This window comes from uncultured Sulfitobacter sp., from assembly GCF_947502895.1.
In the GTDB taxonomy this organism is placed as follows: Bacteria; Pseudomonadota; Alphaproteobacteria; order Rhodobacterales; family Rhodobacteraceae; genus Sulfitobacter.
In genome coordinates this window covers 438,381-454,976 of record NZ_CANNBM010000002.1, presented here as the reverse complement: position 1 = coordinate 454,976, position 16,596 = coordinate 438,381, and the positions used below count along the sequence as shown (strand labels likewise).

Sequence of the window (16,596 nt, the reverse complement as noted above, 5' to 3'; positions counted from 1 at the left end):
TGCGCGGCCTCTGCCTGTATCGTCGGCTGCCAAAAAGGGCTGTGCAACAAAACCCAAGTCGTAAAGTGATACAGGCACCCGCGCGAACGCAGGTGCCTGTTAGTCTTAAGACGCTGGTGATTGCCAAGATCAGGACGTCGGCGTGTTTTCCTCTTTCGAAGTGTCAGGCTGCTCAGGCTTGGCCTGCTGGACGTCCGCTGTCTGCGGGACGTCGAGGACATCGTTGGCAACGCCCGCCATACCATTTTCCAAACTAATCCCAAGCTCTTTGCCCAAAGCTTGCATCGCGGGCATTTGCAAAGCCATTCCCAGAACGGAATCGAGCGCCTGATTGACAGGTGTGCCACCCGTTCCCGACATGCCTTCGCCGCCGCCGCCAGCATGGCCCATACCCGTGACCTGATGGATTTTGATCGAGTCGATTTTCTCTGCTGGCTTGACCATCTCGGCAATAATCGCTGGCATTGCCTCAAGGCCCGCAAGACGGATTTTCATAGCGATGATCTCGGCGCTCAACTCGTTTTCGGAGTTTGCAATCGCCGTCTGACCTTCGGCTGTGGCAAGCAGGTCTGCCTTTTTAGCGTCAGCGCGTATAATCATGGCGTTTGCATCTGCCTGCGCCTCTTCCAGTTTTGCGGATGCGCGATCGCTTGCGGCGTCCTTTTCGGCTTGCGCTGCAAGGCGGATGCCTGTGGCTTGGCGCTCTGCCTCTTTCTGGGCCTCGATCAAAGCAATCTGCTTTTGACGCTCGGCTTCGGCAACAGCGCGGGCGGTTTCAATTGCTTCTGAGGCCTTTTTGGCGTCTGCGCGCGCATGGTCGGCAGAGGCCCGTGCGTGGCTCTCTTCTTCGGATTTCTTGGCAACGATAATCTGGCGCTCTTGGTCTGCGACCTCCAATTCGCGCTCTTTGGCGATCTCGGCCTCTCGGATGGTCCGCTCGCGGTCAATCTCGGAGGCGCGCACCGCACGTTCACGCTCAATCCGTGCTTGGTCCTTTGCCTGATCTGAGGCCTCTTGATTGCGTGCGATTTCGGCTTCCTGACGGGCTTGCAACGTCTGGATTTCCTGAATTTGCATAATTGACGCTTCTTGCTGCTCACGGTCGATCTGGTATTTCAGTCTCTCGGCCTCCATCTCGGAGCGCGCAACAGATACATCGGCTTCTGCCGTAATCTCGGCACGTTGTTTGCGCGATGTTGCAATCACAGCAGCCAGCTTCTGCATACCTACTGCGTTAAACGCGTTATTTTCATCAAGTGATTCAAATGGCGTCTGATCAAGCGCGGTGAGTGATACAGCCTCAAGCTCAAGACCGTTTTTCAACAGATCCTCTGAGATCGCATTCTGGACCTCCTGCACAAAACTCGCACGGTTTTCATGCAGCTCATCCATGGTCATCTGCGCCGCAACAGCGCGCAAGCCGTCGATCAGTTTACCCTCGATCATTTCGCGCAACTGCTCGACGTGGAAGGTACGGTCGCCCAGTGTTTGGGCAGCGCGTGAAATGCCGTCATCGGTTGCATTGACAGACACGTAGAACTCGACGCCCACGTCGACACGCATCCGGTCCTTGGTGATCAGGGACTGTTCGTTGACGCGCGCCACCTCTAGCCGCAGTGTCTTCATATTGACCTTGGCGATTTCATGCAGGAACGGCACAACGATCGTACCCCCGTCCATGATCACCTTTTTGCCGCCCGAACCTGTTTTGACCAAACTGGTCTCGCGGGTGGCACGTTTGTAAAGCCGCGCCATGATCAGGCCGATAAAAACCAGAAGGGCGACGATGATACCGGCAATTGTTAATATGTTCGTGAGGTCCATTAGGTTCTCCTTCGGGCCGTGTTTATAAATAGAGTATTGGGTCGGCGCAGTTTCGAGTGTTCTCTAGATGACAAAGAACTTGTCGCCCCGTTTGCGGATGAGGGTAACATCGCTGCCTTGTGGAAACAGCCCGTCATCATCCAGCGGCTCGACACGCAGGTAATGCATGTTGCCATAGCGGTCTTTGATCTTGGCTTCTGCGGGGCTGCCGCGACGCGCAGTGCCTTGGGTGATCGTTCCGCGATGCCCGCCCAGAAACCGCGTGCGCATGGCGCTGGTTTCGGTCTTTGGCATGATAAGCGCCACCCAGTTTGCGATAACACGGGTAACAGCCAGGGCAGGCACAAAGGCAATCACGACGGCAAGGATCGTAAACAGCGGCGTGCCGAGGATGGTGGTGGACGCCGACTGTATCAACAACCCGAACAGGCCAAACATCGTCAGAAACGATATGAGCCAGATCAGGAAAGGAACGTCCCGCGCGCCGATCCAAGTCAGAATTCCAGAAGGAGCAGCGGATAAATCGCCCACCGGATCAGCGTCCAGCATGTCGACGTCAATGTCGGCGGATAGATCAAAATCTGCATCGACATCAAAATCCGGCGCCTCTCCTCCTAAGCCGAGCACGGTTGCCCCAAGAAGTAAGCTTATAATTTCAATAAGAAATAATCCCGCGACGACGGACAGGGCAATTGAGAATGGAAGTGCGTTTGGTGTCAAGAATAGGTCGAACATGTAATCTCCTTCACGCTACATATATCATAAATACACAAAAATGTTAGCTATAAATGTGCAAGATTGATATTTTTGTGATAAAAAATTAGATTTCGAGATGCATTTACGTTATGATAGTCGAGAAATAAGTCAGAAACTCGACCTAAGGGTAGCCATGCCGGACTTTATCCAACGAAGACGTCTCGCCCGCATTCTCGATCGCAGTGCGGAGCGTTTTGCCGGTACGTCCAACCCCGAAAAAGGGTGGATTGCAACCATGCGTCTGGCACTGGGTATGACAGCGGAGCAGGTCGCCCTGCGTAAAGGCGTCAGCCGGAACGCGGTCTATCAGGCAGAGCGGAGTGAGAAAGAGGGGGCGATTTCGCTCAAACAGATGGAAAACCTAGCAGCGGCTATGGGAGGGACCTTTGTCTATGCAATCGTGCCGAACGCCCCGATCGAACAGTTGAAATACCAGCAAGCCTTGCGTCGGGCATGCGCCCTGGCACGTCAGCAGACGGAATTTTCCCATTGGTCCGCGGATGAACGTCAGGACTGGATTGATGATGCAGCAGCACAGCAGTTGCACGACATGCCACCCGATTTCTGGGACGAAACGTGAGGTCAGCAACATTAATCACGGGCAAAGGGACACCTGCGCAATCTACCCTTAGTGTCAGGCCGTCGCTGTGATCGACAGATCGTCTGTCTGCAGATCATTCGATGCGTTGGTATAGCCCGTTTGGTGCGACCATTCTTTATCCGCTTTCATAACGCCCCCAGACGCAATAGACAGCGCTATCTCGGGAATATCAGGGCAGACCATGGCGCAAAAAGCTACCATTTACAAAGTTGAACTCTCTGTCTCTGACATGGATCGCCACTATTACGACAGCCATAAACTGACTGTTGCCAAGCACCCCTCCGAGACGGATGAGCGGTTGATGGTGCGGCTTTTGGCGTTTGCTCTTAACGCCCATGAGCAACTGGAAATGACCAAAGGGCTGTCGACAGATGACGAGCCTGATATCTGGCAAAAAAGCCTGAGTGACGAGCTGGAGTTATGGGTGGCGCTGGGCCTGCCCAGTGACAAGATTGTCCGCCAATCATGCGGCAAAGCGGGCAAGGTCATTGTCTACTGTTACGGCGGCCGGACGGCCGAGGTCTGGTGGGACAAGATCAAGAACAGCACCACCCGTTTCGACAACCTCAGCGTTATTAATCTGTCCGAGGCCGATACCACGGCCTTGGCAAAACTTGCGAGCCGCTCCATGAAGTTGCAGGTCAATATTCAGGATGGCGAAGTGATGGTTAGTCTCGATGACAGTATGATCTACATCACGCCAGACAAGTGGAAAACTGCGGCGCACTAACTGCTAGCGCAGCGCAATACACACCGCCGTTGTATCAGCATCAGGTTGCGTGATTTATCTGAGTTGTTTTGCACCGTTCAGGTGAAAGGCGCAGGAAGGGGCGCGGCGACATAATGCGCGCAGCTTGATCGGCAAGTCTATGTGTGGTTAAGGTTTGTTAATACTTTTTCGGGCGCGCTCATCCTGCGAAGCGTTTGCTTTCTATTTGTTATCACAGCAATTTTTTTGCGTGGTTTTTACCCCGGTTCACGCGGTTATTTTCCAACAGACAACGTAATATTTATGCGAAGCGGCCGAGGTTTTTTTAGCGGCATTATCGTAGCTATCATATATTCAAAGGACTTTTCACATGCCTGCACCAACAATCTGGTCATCCGTACAAACCGCCAATACAGGCCTCGCCAATACCGCAGGCATTAAAGACACGCAGATCACCGGCCTGGCGAACGGCAATATTCTGGTGACATGGGTCGAATCCGGCACCAGCGGTGTCGGATCATCCGCCGGTACTGATATCATAGGTAAAATCTATGCGGGCGACGGCGTCACGGTGATACGCGACAGCTATGTTCTAAACACGTTGTCTCTAGGGGATGACGATGAGGACTATGATGTGGCAGCCACCAATGACGGCGGTTTTGTCATGGTTTTTGCAGCGACAAACGGGGACGACTCAGCTGTGATCTGGGAGAGCAAGGATGCTCTTGGTGACTCGCTGCTTGCTAACATAATCGTTTCCGAGACAGGTACAGGCAACTTTAGTAATCCCCGTGTCGTGGTGGATAACACTGATAATTCTTCGTTTGTGACGTTCACCGATGTTTTCGTGGCTTCTGTACCCGAAGACGACGTGCGCGCGATGCGGCTGAACGCGTCGGGGGTCATCATAACGTCAGAGTTTAGTGTGGCGAATAACAATTCAAACAACCAGTTTCAAAACGGCGCGGCATTGATGACCAATGGCAATCTTGCCTCGGTCTACCGCGATGTCCAGACAAACGCAGTCCTGCTCGAAGTGCACAGCACAACAGGTGCCTTGGTCGGATCGCGGATAACGGTTGACGCAACAGGCACGCCGTTTGATCCGCAGATCGCAACGCTGACCAATGGTAACATCGCGGTTACGTGGATCGATGACACCGATGATTTGTCGATGGCGGTGTATGATTCATCTTTGGGCGTGGTCCGGAGCCCTATTTCACTCGATTCAACAGGCAGCGAACAGCCTGAAATTGTGGCACTTCCCTCGGGTGAATTCGCCCTCATCTATTTCGACAATTTTACTAACGAAGTAAAGATTCGGAACTATCAGAGTGATGGCACGTTTGACGGCCTATTGAACATCCCCGCAGCTGCAGGCGTTCAGACGCCGGATGTGGGCGTCACATCGGATGGCCGCCTGCTGCTAACGTGGGAGCAGTCGGATGATGCACAATTTATGATCGTCGATCCGCGCAATGGGGATATCTCAACCATTGATTATGACAACCCCGCGCGCAATTTTGTCGATGGGGATCATATTTACGGCAAGATCACAGGCACTTTGATTACGGGCGACAACGGCACAGCCGAAGTGATCTTTGGTCAGGCGGGCAATGATACAATCATCAGTGGCGGGGACGCGGATACGATCAGCGGGGGCGCGGGTGACGATTCAATCACGTCATCATCAGGGGCCCAGATCGACGCCGGATCGGGAAATGATACGGTACTTGTGTCTGGAAACAGTTCGGTAAACGGCGGCTTGGACGATGATTTGTTTATCATGTCGAGCAGCACGGCATCCTTCACGAGTACGTCGACGGTTCATGGGGGCGACGGGACAGATACGCTTGATTTCTCCGGGGCTTCTTCTTTTACGGGCACCTATGGTTTTGATTTGGATGAAGGTGTCAGCTCACTTAATAATGGCGTTTACACTGGCGATTGGAGTGGGATTGAAAACTTCATTGCACTGCCAAATGTGAGTTCCAACATCATTGGCAACGCACTTAACAACAGCATCACTGGTGGCTCGCAAAACGACACTATTATCGGTGAGGGCGGCAATGACACGCTGATCGGTGGCGACGGCAACGACACCCTGGACGGCGGGGCGGATGCCGACTTTCTCAGTGCGGGGATTGGTAATGACCTGATGCTGGGCGGAGACGGTAGTAATAGATATACTTGGGGATCAGGTGAAGATACGATCACTGGCGGCATCGGAAGTGATGCCGTACGTGTGTTCGATCCTACCGACCTATCCAGTGGGGATAGCGTTGTTGGGGGTGCAGGGGCATCGAGAGACGACATTATCGTCGATGGTGCGAATAACGAAGACTTTGATTTCACCGAAGCATCGATCAGCGGTTTTGAATTTTTTGCGATCGCTGGAATTACCGGAGACATCGGCGTTTTCTTTACTGCCGAACAAATCCAGCAATTTAACAGTGGGCAACAGGGGAGTAGCGGTATTCAGCTTGTCTCTCGCGGCGTTGCGCCAGCGGTTACGATAAACGTTGAGATGGGCCCCACCGCGTCATTGGATTTGTCGCCGATGCAATTCAGTTTCTTTACATCGGCAGACAAGTTCCACATCACCGGCGACACCAGTGACGAGATGATAACAGGGACGGCGAGAAACGATATTATCGACGGTAACGACGGTAACGACACGCTGAACGGTGGTGAGGACAACGACACGTTGAGGGGTGGTGAAGGTGACGACTTTATCGATGGTGGTTTTGATGCCGACCTGATCGAAGGGGGAATCGGCAACGACACCCTGATCGGTGGGGGCGGATTGGACACGATCAATGGCGGAAGCGGTGACGATTCTATTGTTGCGAGTCAGAGCAGTATGATTGTCGCGGGGGATGGTAACGATACAGTTATAGTCGGTGGCGATAGCACGGTAAATGGTGGGTTGGATAACGACGTGTTTGACATGTCTGTTGATGCCAACACGATCATCGTGTCGGCTACGTTGGACGGCGGAGATGGCACGGATACGATCGATTACTCGGCGACTACATTCAGCTCTTCCACGTTCGTACGAGGCTTTGATCTGGACGAAGGCTATAGTTTCTTAAATGACGGTACCTTTTTCGGCAGCTGGAGCGGGATCGAGAACTTCTTGACCACTGCAAATTCCATCAGCAACATCGTAGGTAACGATTTAAACAACCACATCACGGGCAGCTCTCAAAACGACACGATCTTGGGCGAGCTTGGAACTGACACGCTGATCGGCGGAGACGGGGACGACTCCGTTGACGGTGGTGATGATGCCGACGTCCTCGAAGGAGGGATCGGCAATGACACGCTGATGGGCGGCGGGGGAGATGACACCCTCAGCGGCGGCAACAGTGATGACCGTCTTGATGGTGGCGATGACAATGACAGATTGACCGGGTCGCTAGGGTTGGATGTTCTGCTGGGGCGCGATGGTTCCGACACGCTACTGGGGCAGGGCGGTGACGACACCCTACGCGGCGGCAGCGGTGCAGATTCGTTGAACGGCGGTAGCGACAATGATTTGATAACCGGCGGCGGATTTGGCGATAGTATCATCGGCGGAACGGGAAATGACACGCTCAGCGGTGAGAAAGGGTCCGACCTGATTGCTGGCGATGATGGTAATGACAACATTCAGGGCGGTTCTGGCAATGACACGCTTGAGGGTGGCAAAGGCGCCGACACTATAGGCGGTGGTGTTGGCAGTGACAGCATTGATGCGGGCGGCGGCGCGGACGATGTATCGGGGGCCTCTGGTAATGACACGGTGATCGGTGGCGACGGCAATGATACGATCGACGGTGGCGGCGGTGGCGACAGCCTGACGGGCGATGGTGGCAACGATTTCATGACCGGCAGCACTGGACAGGACACAATGTTTGGCGGGTCGGGTCAGGACACCATCGATGGCGGAAGTGATCATGACCTGATGTTCGGAGGCAATGCCGACGACATTATGACAGGCGGAAACGGTCGAGATACTATCTCGGGCGAAGGTGGCTCGGACTTTATTTCTGGTGGCGCGGCTGCGGACTTGATCAGCGGCGGCCTTGGCAACGATACCTTGAACGGTGATGACGGTGACGACGTCATTGGCGGGGGCGAGGCCAACGATGTCATTTATGGCAATCTTGGGAATGACACGATCATCGGCGGCGCGGGCAATGACCAGATGCTCGGGGGGAATGGCGCGGATGATTTCGTGTTTGACGGCCTGTTTGGCAACGACACCATCATCGGCTTCTCCGACGGCTTTGACGAGATTCTCATGATCGGCTACGGGGAGGCTGATCTGACGCTCAATACAGCCTCGGGCAGCACCACTGTCGAGGTTAACGGGGCGACCGATACGATCTTCTTCCAAGGCACGGTCTTGACCGATTTCTCGGACTTCAGTTTCATATCATAAACACTCTGCGGCGCCCCTGTTTACGCGGTGGGGTGCCGCAGGGCTAAGGCTGTTTGTCTGTCACTGAACACTGCCATAGCGCGTGCAGCCGCCATATCCGGCAGGGCTTAGTCCGCCAGATGGCAGGCCACACGCGTTTCATTGATTTGTCGCATGACCGGCCGCTCTGCCTTGCATATGTCGGTGGCAATCGGGCAGCGTGGATGAAAAGCACAGCCCGTTGGCGGATTGATCGGATCAGGTATCTCACCTTCTGGCAACACCGCTTCGCGGCCAAAGCCGTCCATACGTGGTGCCGCCTCCAGCAGCATTTTTGTATAGGGGTGTTTGGTGTTTGCAAACAGGTCTTCGGGGCTTGCTTCTTCGACGAGACGACCAAGGTATAGAACCCCGATGCGGTCCGCCATGTGCTGTACGACGGTCAAATCGTGGCTGATCAGCACGTAGGTCAGGCCAAAGTTGTCTTTGAGATCGCTCATCAAATTCAGTACTTGCGCCTGCACCGATACATCCAGTGCCGATGTAGGCTCGTCGCAGACGATCAGCTTTGGCTCTGAAGACAAGGCGCGGGCAATACATATACGCTGCCTTTGACCGCCTGAAAATTCATGCGGGAACTTCCCCGCATCCAGCGCCGACAGCCCGACTTGTTCAAGCAGCTTTTCGGCCAGCCCTGTTGCATCACCGCCCCGTGCCACGACAGGCTCGACAATAATGTCGCGGACGCGCCAGCGCGGGTTGAGCGAGGCAAAGGGGTCTTGGAAGATCATCTGGATATCAGAGCGGATCAGGTCGATCTTTGCCGCACTCTTCTCGGAGGCGAGGTTGACCCCGTTGATCTCCACCGTGCCCGATGTGGGTGTTAACAGCCCCACAAGCATACGACCGATGGTGGATTTGCCCGACCCGCTTTCGCCCACCAATGCGTAAGTGCTGCGCGCGGCCACGTCAAAATCGACTTCTGATACAGCCGTCAAAAGTGACTTGCCACGCCGTTCCAGCACACGGTTCAGCCACGGTTTGGAGACGTCAAAGACGCGGGTAAGAGATCTGACAGAAATCAGCGACATCAGGACACCTCTCGCTCGGCGATGGGGAACCAGCAGGCGGCTACGCCGTCTTGTATTTGGGGGCGGGGGGCGACACGGCATTTGTCTTGCGCATAAGTGCAACGCGGGTTGAAGGGACAGCCTTCGGGCACCTTGTTCAGCCTTGGCATTGCACCCTCGATCTGATGCAGCCGCGCCTTGCCAGCCGAGGCCAGCGGTGTCGAGGCCATGAGGCCAAAGGTGTAGGGGTGGCGCGGCGCGGTCAAAACATCGCGCACATTGCCCAACTCGGCCAGCCGTCCTGCATACATCACTGCCACGCGGTCTGCTGCTTCTGCGATAACACCCATGTCGTGGGTGATCAGCATCACTGCTGTACCGCGTTCGCGGCACAGGCGTTTGAGCAGGGCAATAATCTGCGCTTGGACGGATACATCCAGCGCGGTTGTCGGCTCGTCCGCGATAATTAGAGAAGGTTCAGCGCAGAGCGCCAGCGCAATAACCACACGTTGTCGCATGCCGCCGCTGAATTCATGGGGGTAGCTGCCGATCCGCTCGGCCGCTCCTGGAATGCCTACTTCTTCCAGTGCAGCGATGGCGCGTTTCTGCGCCTCCTGACGGGTGATATCCAGATGGGTCAGCATGGTTTCGGTTAACTGCTCGCCGACGCTCAACAGCGGGTTGAGCGACGTGAGCGGGTCCTGAAAGACCATCCCGATCTGCTTGCCGCGCAAACGGCGCATGTCTTCGCCCTTGAGGGTGTCGATGCGCGCACCATTCAGCCAGATTTCGCCTGCCGCGATATGGGCAGGTCGCGTCAACAGGCCGATCACTGCGTTACCCGCCATGGATTTACCTGCACCACTTTCGCCCACGATGCCCAGTATCTCACCTGCATGAATATCATAGCTGACGTCGTCCACAGGCTTTACCGTGCCTGTGCGGCTGGGGATTTCGACACAAAGCCCTCTGATTGACAAGACAACATCAGACATCAGCGTAACCTCGGGTTCAAAGCATCGCGCAGCCAGTCGCCCAGCAGGTTCACACTCAGCGCGAGGATCAACAGTGTCATGGCGGGAAACAGCAATATCCACCACTCACCCGAGAAGAGAAAACCCTGACCAATGCGGATGAGCGTTCCCAGCGACGGCTGGGTGGCAGGTGCACCCACGCCAAGAAAGCTCAGCGTGGCCTCGGCGATGATAGCAAGGGCCAGCGAAATTGTAGCAATCACCAGAACGGGCGACAGTACGTTGGGCAGGATATGACGCAGCATGATCGCAAACGGGCTGCGGCCGATCAGGCGGGCGGCCTCGACGTATTCTTTGCGTTTCTCGACCATTGTTGCGCCCCGCACAACACGCGCGAATTGCACCCAATCGCTCAGCCCAATCGCAAGGATCAGCACCCAGATCGCCATTTGGTCGCGGTATTCGACAGGGGTGATCCCCTTGGCAACACCAAAGATCAGCATCGCGACAAGGATAGAAGGAAAGGTCAGCTGCACGTCAGCCGTGCGCATTATGATCGTTTCTGTCCAGCCGCCGACATAGCCCGAGATCAACCCCAGCGTGATGCCCAGCACCATAGCCAGCAACACTGCGGTTACCCCTACAAAGAGCGACACGCGCATTCCGTAAAGGATGGTAGAGAACACATCGCGACCCTGATCGTCGGTCCCCAGCAGAAAACTCTCACCTGTAAAGGCATTGGGGGTCATCGGCCCTGTAAAGCCGTTCATCAGGTTCAACGATGCAGGATCAAACGGGTTTGTCGGCGCAATGAAGGGCGCAAAGATCGCCGAGAGCAGAAGGGCGCCGAAAACGACGGCCGAGACAACCGCTACGGGCGATTTTTTGAACATGTAGAAAACGTCGCTGTCCAGAAAGACACGCAAGCGCGATTTCTCGACTGCTTTGACTGGCAGATCGGTCATCAGTGGCCTCCTGTGCGGTCAGCCCGCAGCCGTGGATCAATAAAGAAATAGAGGATGTCCACAATCAGATTGATCGCAACAAACATGACCGAGATCAGCATCAGATAGGCAGCCATTACAGGGATATCTACAAACTGCACCGCATTGATGAACAGCAGGCCCACACCGGGCCACTGGAATACGGTTTCAGTGATGATCGCAAATGCGATGATCGCGCCCAGTTGAAGGCCGATCACAGTAATAACGGGGACCATCGTGTTTTTGAGTGCATGGCGGAAGTTGATTGCCCGCTCGCGCAGGCCGCGCGCACGGGCAAAGCGGATGTAATCCTGACGCAATACCTCCAGCATCTCTGATCGGACGAGCCGCATGATCAGCGTCATCTGGTAAAGCCCCAGTGTGATCGAAGGCAGCACCAGCGCCTTGAGCCCCGATGCGGTAAGCAGGCCCGTTGACCAGTTCCCGATCTGCACTGTTTCGCCACGGCCAAAACTGGGCAGCCACCCTAGCTCGACCGAGAATATGTAGATCAACAGGATACCGATCAGGAAAGTGGGAAGCGATACGCCGATAAGTGAAGCGGACATGATGAAATTCGCCACAAACCCGTCACGCCTGATCGCTGTAAAGACGCCAAAGGCGATGCCGAATGCAATGGCAAGGATTCCCGACACAGCGGCAAGCTCCAGCGTTGCAGGCGCGCGCTCGAGTAAAATCTCCGCAACCGGTCGCCCTTGGCGGTAGCTGACGCCAAAGTTACCCTGAGCCGCCTCTTGCAGGAACTTCACGTATTGCACGGGAAAGGGTTGATCGAGGCCAAGCTGCTCGCGCAGCCGCTCGATATCCATTGCGGTGCGTTCCTGACCCAGCATGTTGTCGATAGGATCACCTACAAAGCGAAACATCGAAAACGCGGTCAGTCCGACAATCAACAAAACAAGCGCGGATTGCAAAGCGCGCCGGATGATAAAGGCAAGCATGGTGGTGAATATCCCAATGGCCGGAGGGCCTGTGCAGCCCCCCGAGTGGTCTTAGTTAACCGTGACCCAGCGCAAGATAAAGAAGTTATCGGGGCGTTGCACCAGATCAATGTTGGCGCGCGTGCCCCAGACCAGCGGCTGCACATAAAGCGGCACATAAGCGGTGTCGTCTTGCAGCGTTTGTGCGACCTCGTCGAGCATCGCCTGACGCTTTGGCTCGTCGATTTCGGACTGGATCATCGGCAGCAGCGTGTCAACGCGTTCATTCGAGTAGCCGCCGAAATTCCAGCTGCCCAGACGCTTTTCCTCGTTGGGGGTGGCGGCAAGGAAACGGATCGGGTGTTCTGCATCAAACGTGCCGGGCGACCAGCCGAGCAAGTACATGTCAAAGTTATCAGCGCGCAGTTCTGGCCAGTAGTTTTGAACAGGCATCGCGTCCAGCGTGGCGCGCATGCCCACCTGTGCCAACATCCCTGTGATTGCCTGACACAAAGCTTCGTCATTGAGGTATCGGTCGTTGGGGCATTTCAGCCCAAAGGAAAATCCGTCGGAATATCCTGCCTCGGCCAAAAGGGCGCGCGCGGCATCTGGATCATATGCGGCATCATTCCCCAGTGCGTCCGAATAGCCGCGCATGGCAGGGCTGACCAACTGGTTTACGGCCTGCGCGTTGCCGCGCATCGTAGTCTGCAAGATGGCGGGTACATTTACCGCATGGGCCACTGCACGGCGCACGCGCGGGTCAGCGAACGGGTTGGCATCCGCCGTTTCGGATGAATATTTTAGTGCGTCAGCCTCATGTGGGAAGCCTAGCATAATCACACGTGCCTCGATCCCCTGAATGACGTCCACGTTGGGATCGCTCTGCAGGCGTGCTACGTCTTGAACAGGCACAGGGTTGATAAAATCAACATCGCCAGACAGCAGGGCGGCCAATGCTGTCGCAGGGTTCTGGATAGGCGTCAGCTCGGCGCGGGTGATGTTATGGGTGGCCTCCCCCCACCAGCCTGCATGCGGCTCCAGCACAGTGCGCAAACCGGGTTCGCGGTTTGTGATGGCAAAAGCGCCTGTGCCATTGGTGTTGAGGGTCGCAAAGTTGCCTGCCTCTTTATCAGGGCGAATGGCATCATTTGCTTGCGCCCAATCGCTGTCCATAATCATCCAGTTGGCAATGCTGTCGGGAAAGATCGGGTTGGGCGAGGCGGTCATGATATCAACGGTAAAGTCGTCTACGACGATCACATCAGACACAGGCGAGAACCAGCTGCGTGTGTCTGCTTCTTCGCTGGATGCACGCTGGTAGGAAAACAGCACATCTTGTGCTGTAAAAGCAGCGCCGTCCTGAAACGTCACACCTTCGCGCAGCCGAAAGCGCCAGCCTTCGCCCGCGCCGATTGGCTCCCAGCTGGTGGCAAGGGCAGGTTCAATCGTCATATCCTGTCCGCGGCGGACCAGACCCTCGTAGACGTTGTTCAAAAAGCCCAGAACAGGCGCCGAGTTTACGGCGTGTGGGTCCATCGTCTGCGGATCAGTGGTCGTAGCCCATGTGAACTCTGCGGCATAGGCTGCCGGCGCCAATGCGGCAATAAGCGCGGCGAAGCTGAAAGTGCGTAACATGCTAAATCCTAAATCCGTGCCACGGCAGCGCAGCGCAATGGCATGTGAAAAAGCGGCGCGCCGAAGGGTCCGGCGCGCCGCGTGTCAGGTTAGTTCATGGTGAAGTATTTAACCTTTGGCTGGTCTTCCGGATCCACTTCGATCCCGACTTTGTCTGCCATGCCCCAGTTCAGGACCTGGTGGTGGATGGGGATGTAGAGCGCTTCGTCCTGCACGACGCGCCAGATAGACGCGATATCGGCATTGCGTGCTTCCAGATCGGTGTTGGACGCCAGCGATTTGATTTTCGCATCCAGCTCGTCGTTGTCAAAACCTGTGCCATTCCATGTGCCGATCTCGGCTTCACGGCCATGCACGAGGAAGTTGAAGACATATTCGGAATCGTAAGTCGGCACACCCCAGCCCAACATGTAAAAGTCGGTCTTGCCATCGGTGATCAGCGGGAAGTGTTGTGCCTTTGGCTTGGCATCAAGGTTCACGGTCACGCCGATCTGGCCCAACATACCTACAGCTGCCTGACAGATGCCTTCGTCGTTGACATAGCGGTCATTCGGGCAATCCAGACGGATGGAGAAACCGTCAGCAAATCCTGCTTCTGCCATTAGCGCCTTTGCACCTTCGATGTCGGTGGATGACTCTGCGTCCATCTCAGCAGTCCAGCCGTTGACGAAGGGCGGTGCGATCATGCCCGCAGGCTCTGACTGGCCGCGCATCACGACCTGCTTGATTGCGTCGCGGTTGATTGCCATCGACATCGCCTTGCGCACACGCACATCAGCCAACGGGTTTTTGCCGTCGATGTTGTCTGCCTCGATATCATCGGCGCCTTGGTTCATGCCAAAGAAGATAACGCGGTTCTGCGGGGCTTGCTTGACCACCAGACCGTCGACAGCATTCACACGCTCAAGGTCTTGCACGGGCATGTCTTGCAGGAAATCAATCTCGCCCGATAGCATGGCAGCCACGCGGGTAGCCGCGTTCTGGATAGGGGTATATATGATTTCGGAGACTTCCATCGGGAACTGGTCGCGACCCCAATAGGCCTCGTTGCGCGCCATGACGGTTTTGACGTCAGGCTCGCGGCTGACCAGTGTATAGGGGCCAGTGCCGTTCACGTTGGTTGTGGCAAAGGTGATTTCGCCACCCTCAAAATCCTGAACGGCGACTGTGTTGTTCGCCTCGGTCCAGCCTTTGTCCATCATGTACAGGTTCGTCAGGTTGGAGGGCAGGATCGGGTTCGGGCCGTCTGTAACGATCTCGACCGAGTAATCACCAACAGCGCGCACTTCGGTGATAGAACCGATCAACTCTTTCATATCCGAGTTCGGCTGCTTGGCACGCTCGAAGCTGAACACAACATCTTCTGCTGTGAAATCAGCACCATCGTGGAATTTTACGCCTTGGCGCAGGTTGAAGACCCAAACGTTCGGATCGTCTGCTTTTGGGGCCCAATCAGTGGCAAGTGCAGGCTCGAACGCGCCCGTGACGTCGCGAATGACCAGCGGCTCGTACATCTGGTGGCGAATTGTGTGTGTCGGGCCTTCGTTCTGTGAATGCGGGTCAAGTGTCAGTGCATCGCCCGAGCGTGCCCAACGCAGTGTTTCCGCCGCGAGCGGTGCGGCTGTCGTGAGCAGCAAGGCGCCAATTGTGATTGCCAATGTCGGTTTCATCAGGATTCCCCATTTGTTGATTTTGTCGCTCAAGGTTGGGGTATTTTGCGACAATGGCAAGTCCCTGATCGGATTTGATGCTCCTGTTGCAGTCATTTTCGACAAAGACTTGGGCTTTGGGGAAATCTTGCCCTGTCTCGAACCACGCTCGTTGGCTGAGGGGGGGATGAGGGATGCAATTTGCGGAAAAGATTAAATAATAGATAGTAGGGCATGGCAGGTTGCCCATTTGGAATGCCGCTCTAGCTTGTCCTTTCTCACGGGGGCGAAACACAACTATGGCGCAAACGCCGATAATCATTGCCGAAGGGGTTGGTAAGTCTTTTGGGGATTTCAGCGCTCTTACAGATGTGGATCTTACCGTTCATCAGGGCGAGCGGGTGGTCATTTGCGGGCCATCGGGATCAGGAAAGTCTACGTTGATCCGCTGCTTTAACGGGTTGGAAAACCATGATGCGGGCCGCCTTAGTGTAGACGGTATGGAGGTGCGCGAGGACGTACCGGGTATGCGTCAGCTGCGGCAGGATGTCGGGATGGTGTTTCAACAGTTTAACCTGTTTCCACACCTGACGATCCTTGAAAACCTGATGATCGGCCCGATGAAAGTCCGCAAGCTGGACCGCACCGAAGCCGAAGAAACCGCACGCAAATATCTGGACCGTGTGCGCATCCCCGAACAAGCAGACAAAAAGCCTGCGCAATTGTCTGGCGGCCAGCAGCAGCGCGTGGCGATTGCGCGCGCTTTGTGTATGGAGCCGCGCGTGATGCTGTTTGACGAGCCGACGTCGGCGCTCGACCCCGAAATGATCGGCGAAGTGTTGGATGTTATGGTCGAACTGGCTGGCACCGGCATGACCATGGTCGTCGTCACCCACGAAATGGGTTTTGCCCGCAAGGTGGCTGACACGATGGTGTTTATGGAGGCGGGGCGTATCGTGGAAGTGTCACCGCCCGACACATTCTTTACCGCGCCCACAAGCGCGCGGGCTCGCATGTTCCTAGATCAGATACTCGAGCATTAG

The 16,596-nt window shown here is 55.6% G+C and carries 12 protein-coding genes; 4 read left to right on the top strand and 8 right to left on the bottom strand.

The window, feature by feature from the left end:
• Positions 1-129: 129 nt before the first annotated feature.
• Positions 130-1,824 carry a flotillin domain-containing protein gene (locus Q0903_RS10150; RefSeq protein WP_299414995.1) on the bottom strand — a complete coding sequence of 565 codons (1,695 nt, stop codon included), beginning with the start codon at positions 1,822-1,824 and terminating at the stop codon, positions 130-132.
• 63 nt (positions 1,825-1,887) lie between these two features.
• The gene (locus Q0903_RS10145) at positions 1,888-2,559 is read right to left on the bottom strand and encodes a YqiJ family protein (RefSeq protein WP_299029249.1); all 672 of its coding nucleotides are present in this window, start codon (positions 2,557-2,559) and stop codon (positions 1,888-1,890) included.
• A gap of 154 nt (positions 2,560-2,713) precedes the next feature.
• Between Q0903_RS10145 and Q0903_RS10140 the strand changes: the two genes are divergently transcribed.
• The 3 genes from Q0903_RS10140 (at position 2,714) to Q0903_RS10130 (ending at position 8,319) form a co-directional block, all read left to right on the top strand.
• Positions 2,714-3,160, top strand: coding sequence for a helix-turn-helix domain-containing protein (locus Q0903_RS10140; protein WP_299414993.1), 447 nt, complete (start codon positions 2,714-2,716; stop codon positions 3,158-3,160).
• 202 nt (positions 3,161-3,362) lie between these two features.
• Positions 3,363-3,911, top strand: a complete 549-nt coding sequence (locus Q0903_RS10135; protein ID WP_299414992.1) for a YaeQ family protein — start codon at positions 3,363-3,365, stop codon at positions 3,909-3,911.
• 349 nt (positions 3,912-4,260) lie between these two features.
• A complete protein-coding gene (locus Q0903_RS10130) occupies positions 4,261-8,319 on the top strand; it encodes a hypothetical protein (protein ID WP_299414990.1) in 4,059 nt (1,352 codons plus the stop codon).
• A gap of 107 nt (positions 8,320-8,426) precedes the next feature.
• Here the strand turns inward: Q0903_RS10130 and Q0903_RS10125 are convergent, their stop codons facing one another.
• The 6 genes from Q0903_RS10125 to Q0903_RS10100 all read right to left on the bottom strand — a co-directional run bounded on the left by Q0903_RS10125 (position 8,427) and on the right by Q0903_RS10100 (position 15,574).
• A complete protein-coding gene (locus Q0903_RS10125) occupies positions 8,427-9,389 on the bottom strand; it encodes an oligopeptide/dipeptide ABC transporter ATP-binding protein (RefSeq protein ID WP_299414988.1) in 963 nt (320 codons plus the stop codon).
• Entirely contained in the window at positions 9,389-10,363 is a 975-nt protein-coding gene (locus Q0903_RS10120; RefSeq protein WP_299029263.1) for an ABC transporter ATP-binding protein, read from the bottom strand. Before Q0903_RS10120 ends, Q0903_RS10125 begins: the two co-directional genes overlap by 1 nt.
• Positions 10,363-11,307 carry an ABC transporter permease gene (locus Q0903_RS10115; RefSeq protein WP_299029266.1) on the bottom strand — a complete coding sequence of 315 codons (945 nt, stop codon included), beginning with the start codon at positions 11,305-11,307 and terminating at the stop codon, positions 10,363-10,365. The genes Q0903_RS10120 and Q0903_RS10115 overlap by 1 nt, the downstream gene beginning before the upstream one ends.
• On the bottom strand, positions 11,307-12,287 hold the full coding sequence (locus Q0903_RS10110) for an ABC transporter permease (RefSeq protein ID WP_299029269.1): 981 nt from the start codon (positions 12,285-12,287) through the stop codon (positions 11,307-11,309). Before Q0903_RS10110 ends, Q0903_RS10115 begins: the two co-directional genes overlap by 1 nt.
• A gap of 51 nt (positions 12,288-12,338) precedes the next feature.
• Positions 12,339-13,904 (bottom strand): ABC transporter substrate-binding protein, encoded by a 1,566-nt coding sequence (locus Q0903_RS10105; RefSeq protein ID WP_299414986.1) that lies wholly within the window; start codon positions 13,902-13,904, stop codon positions 12,339-12,341.
• Positions 13,905-13,993: 89 nt separating this feature from the next.
• Positions 13,994-15,574, bottom strand: coding sequence for an ABC transporter substrate-binding protein (locus Q0903_RS10100; RefSeq protein ID WP_299414984.1), 1,581 nt, complete (start codon positions 15,572-15,574; stop codon positions 13,994-13,996).
• 278 nt (positions 15,575-15,852) lie between these two features.
• On the opposite strand from Q0903_RS10100, the gene Q0903_RS10095 reads away from it, so the two are divergent.
• Positions 15,853-16,596 (top strand): amino acid ABC transporter ATP-binding protein, encoded by a 744-nt coding sequence (locus Q0903_RS10095; protein WP_299414982.1) that lies wholly within the window; start codon positions 15,853-15,855, stop codon positions 16,594-16,596.

Excerpts from the sequence above, each read along its gene's own strand:
- Q0903_RS10105 (WP_299414986.1), bottom strand. The coding sequence starts at position 13,904 with ATGTTACGCACTTTCAGCTTCGCCGCGCTTATTGCCGCATTGGCGCCG.
- Q0903_RS10120 (WP_299029263.1), bottom strand. The coding sequence starts at position 10,363 with ATGTCTGATGTTGTCTTGTCAATCAGAGGGCTTTGTGTCGAAATCCCC.
- Q0903_RS10095 (WP_299414982.1), top strand. The coding sequence starts at position 15,853 with ATGGCGCAAACGCCGATAATCATTGCCGAAGGGGTTGGTAAGTCTTTT.
- Q0903_RS10110 (WP_299029269.1), bottom strand. The coding sequence starts at position 12,287 with ATGCTTGCCTTTATCATCCGGCGCGCTTTGCAATCCGCGCTTGTTTTG.
- Q0903_RS10115 (WP_299029266.1), bottom strand. The coding sequence starts at position 11,307 with ATGACCGATCTGCCAGTCAAAGCAGTCGAGAAATCGCGCTTGCGTGTC.
- Q0903_RS10145 (WP_299029249.1), bottom strand. The coding sequence starts at position 2,559 with ATGTTCGACCTATTCTTGACACCAAACGCACTTCCATTCTCAATTGCC.
- Q0903_RS10130 (WP_299414990.1), top strand. The coding sequence starts at position 4,261 with ATGCCTGCACCAACAATCTGGTCATCCGTACAAACCGCCAATACAGGC.
- Q0903_RS10125 (WP_299414988.1), bottom strand. The coding sequence starts at position 9,389 with ATGTCGCTGATTTCTGTCAGATCTCTTACCCGCGTCTTTGACGTCTCC.
- Q0903_RS10135 (WP_299414992.1), top strand. The coding sequence starts at position 3,363 with ATGGCGCAAAAAGCTACCATTTACAAAGTTGAACTCTCTGTCTCTGAC.
- Q0903_RS10150 (WP_299414995.1), bottom strand. The coding sequence starts at position 1,824 with ATGGACCTCACGAACATATTAACAATTGCCGGTATCATCGTCGCCCTT.
- Q0903_RS10100 (WP_299414984.1), bottom strand. The coding sequence starts at position 15,574 with ATGAAACCGACATTGGCAATCACAATTGGCGCCTTGCTGCTCACGACA.
- Q0903_RS10140 (WP_299414993.1), top strand. The coding sequence starts at position 2,714 with ATGCCGGACTTTATCCAACGAAGACGTCTCGCCCGCATTCTCGATCGC.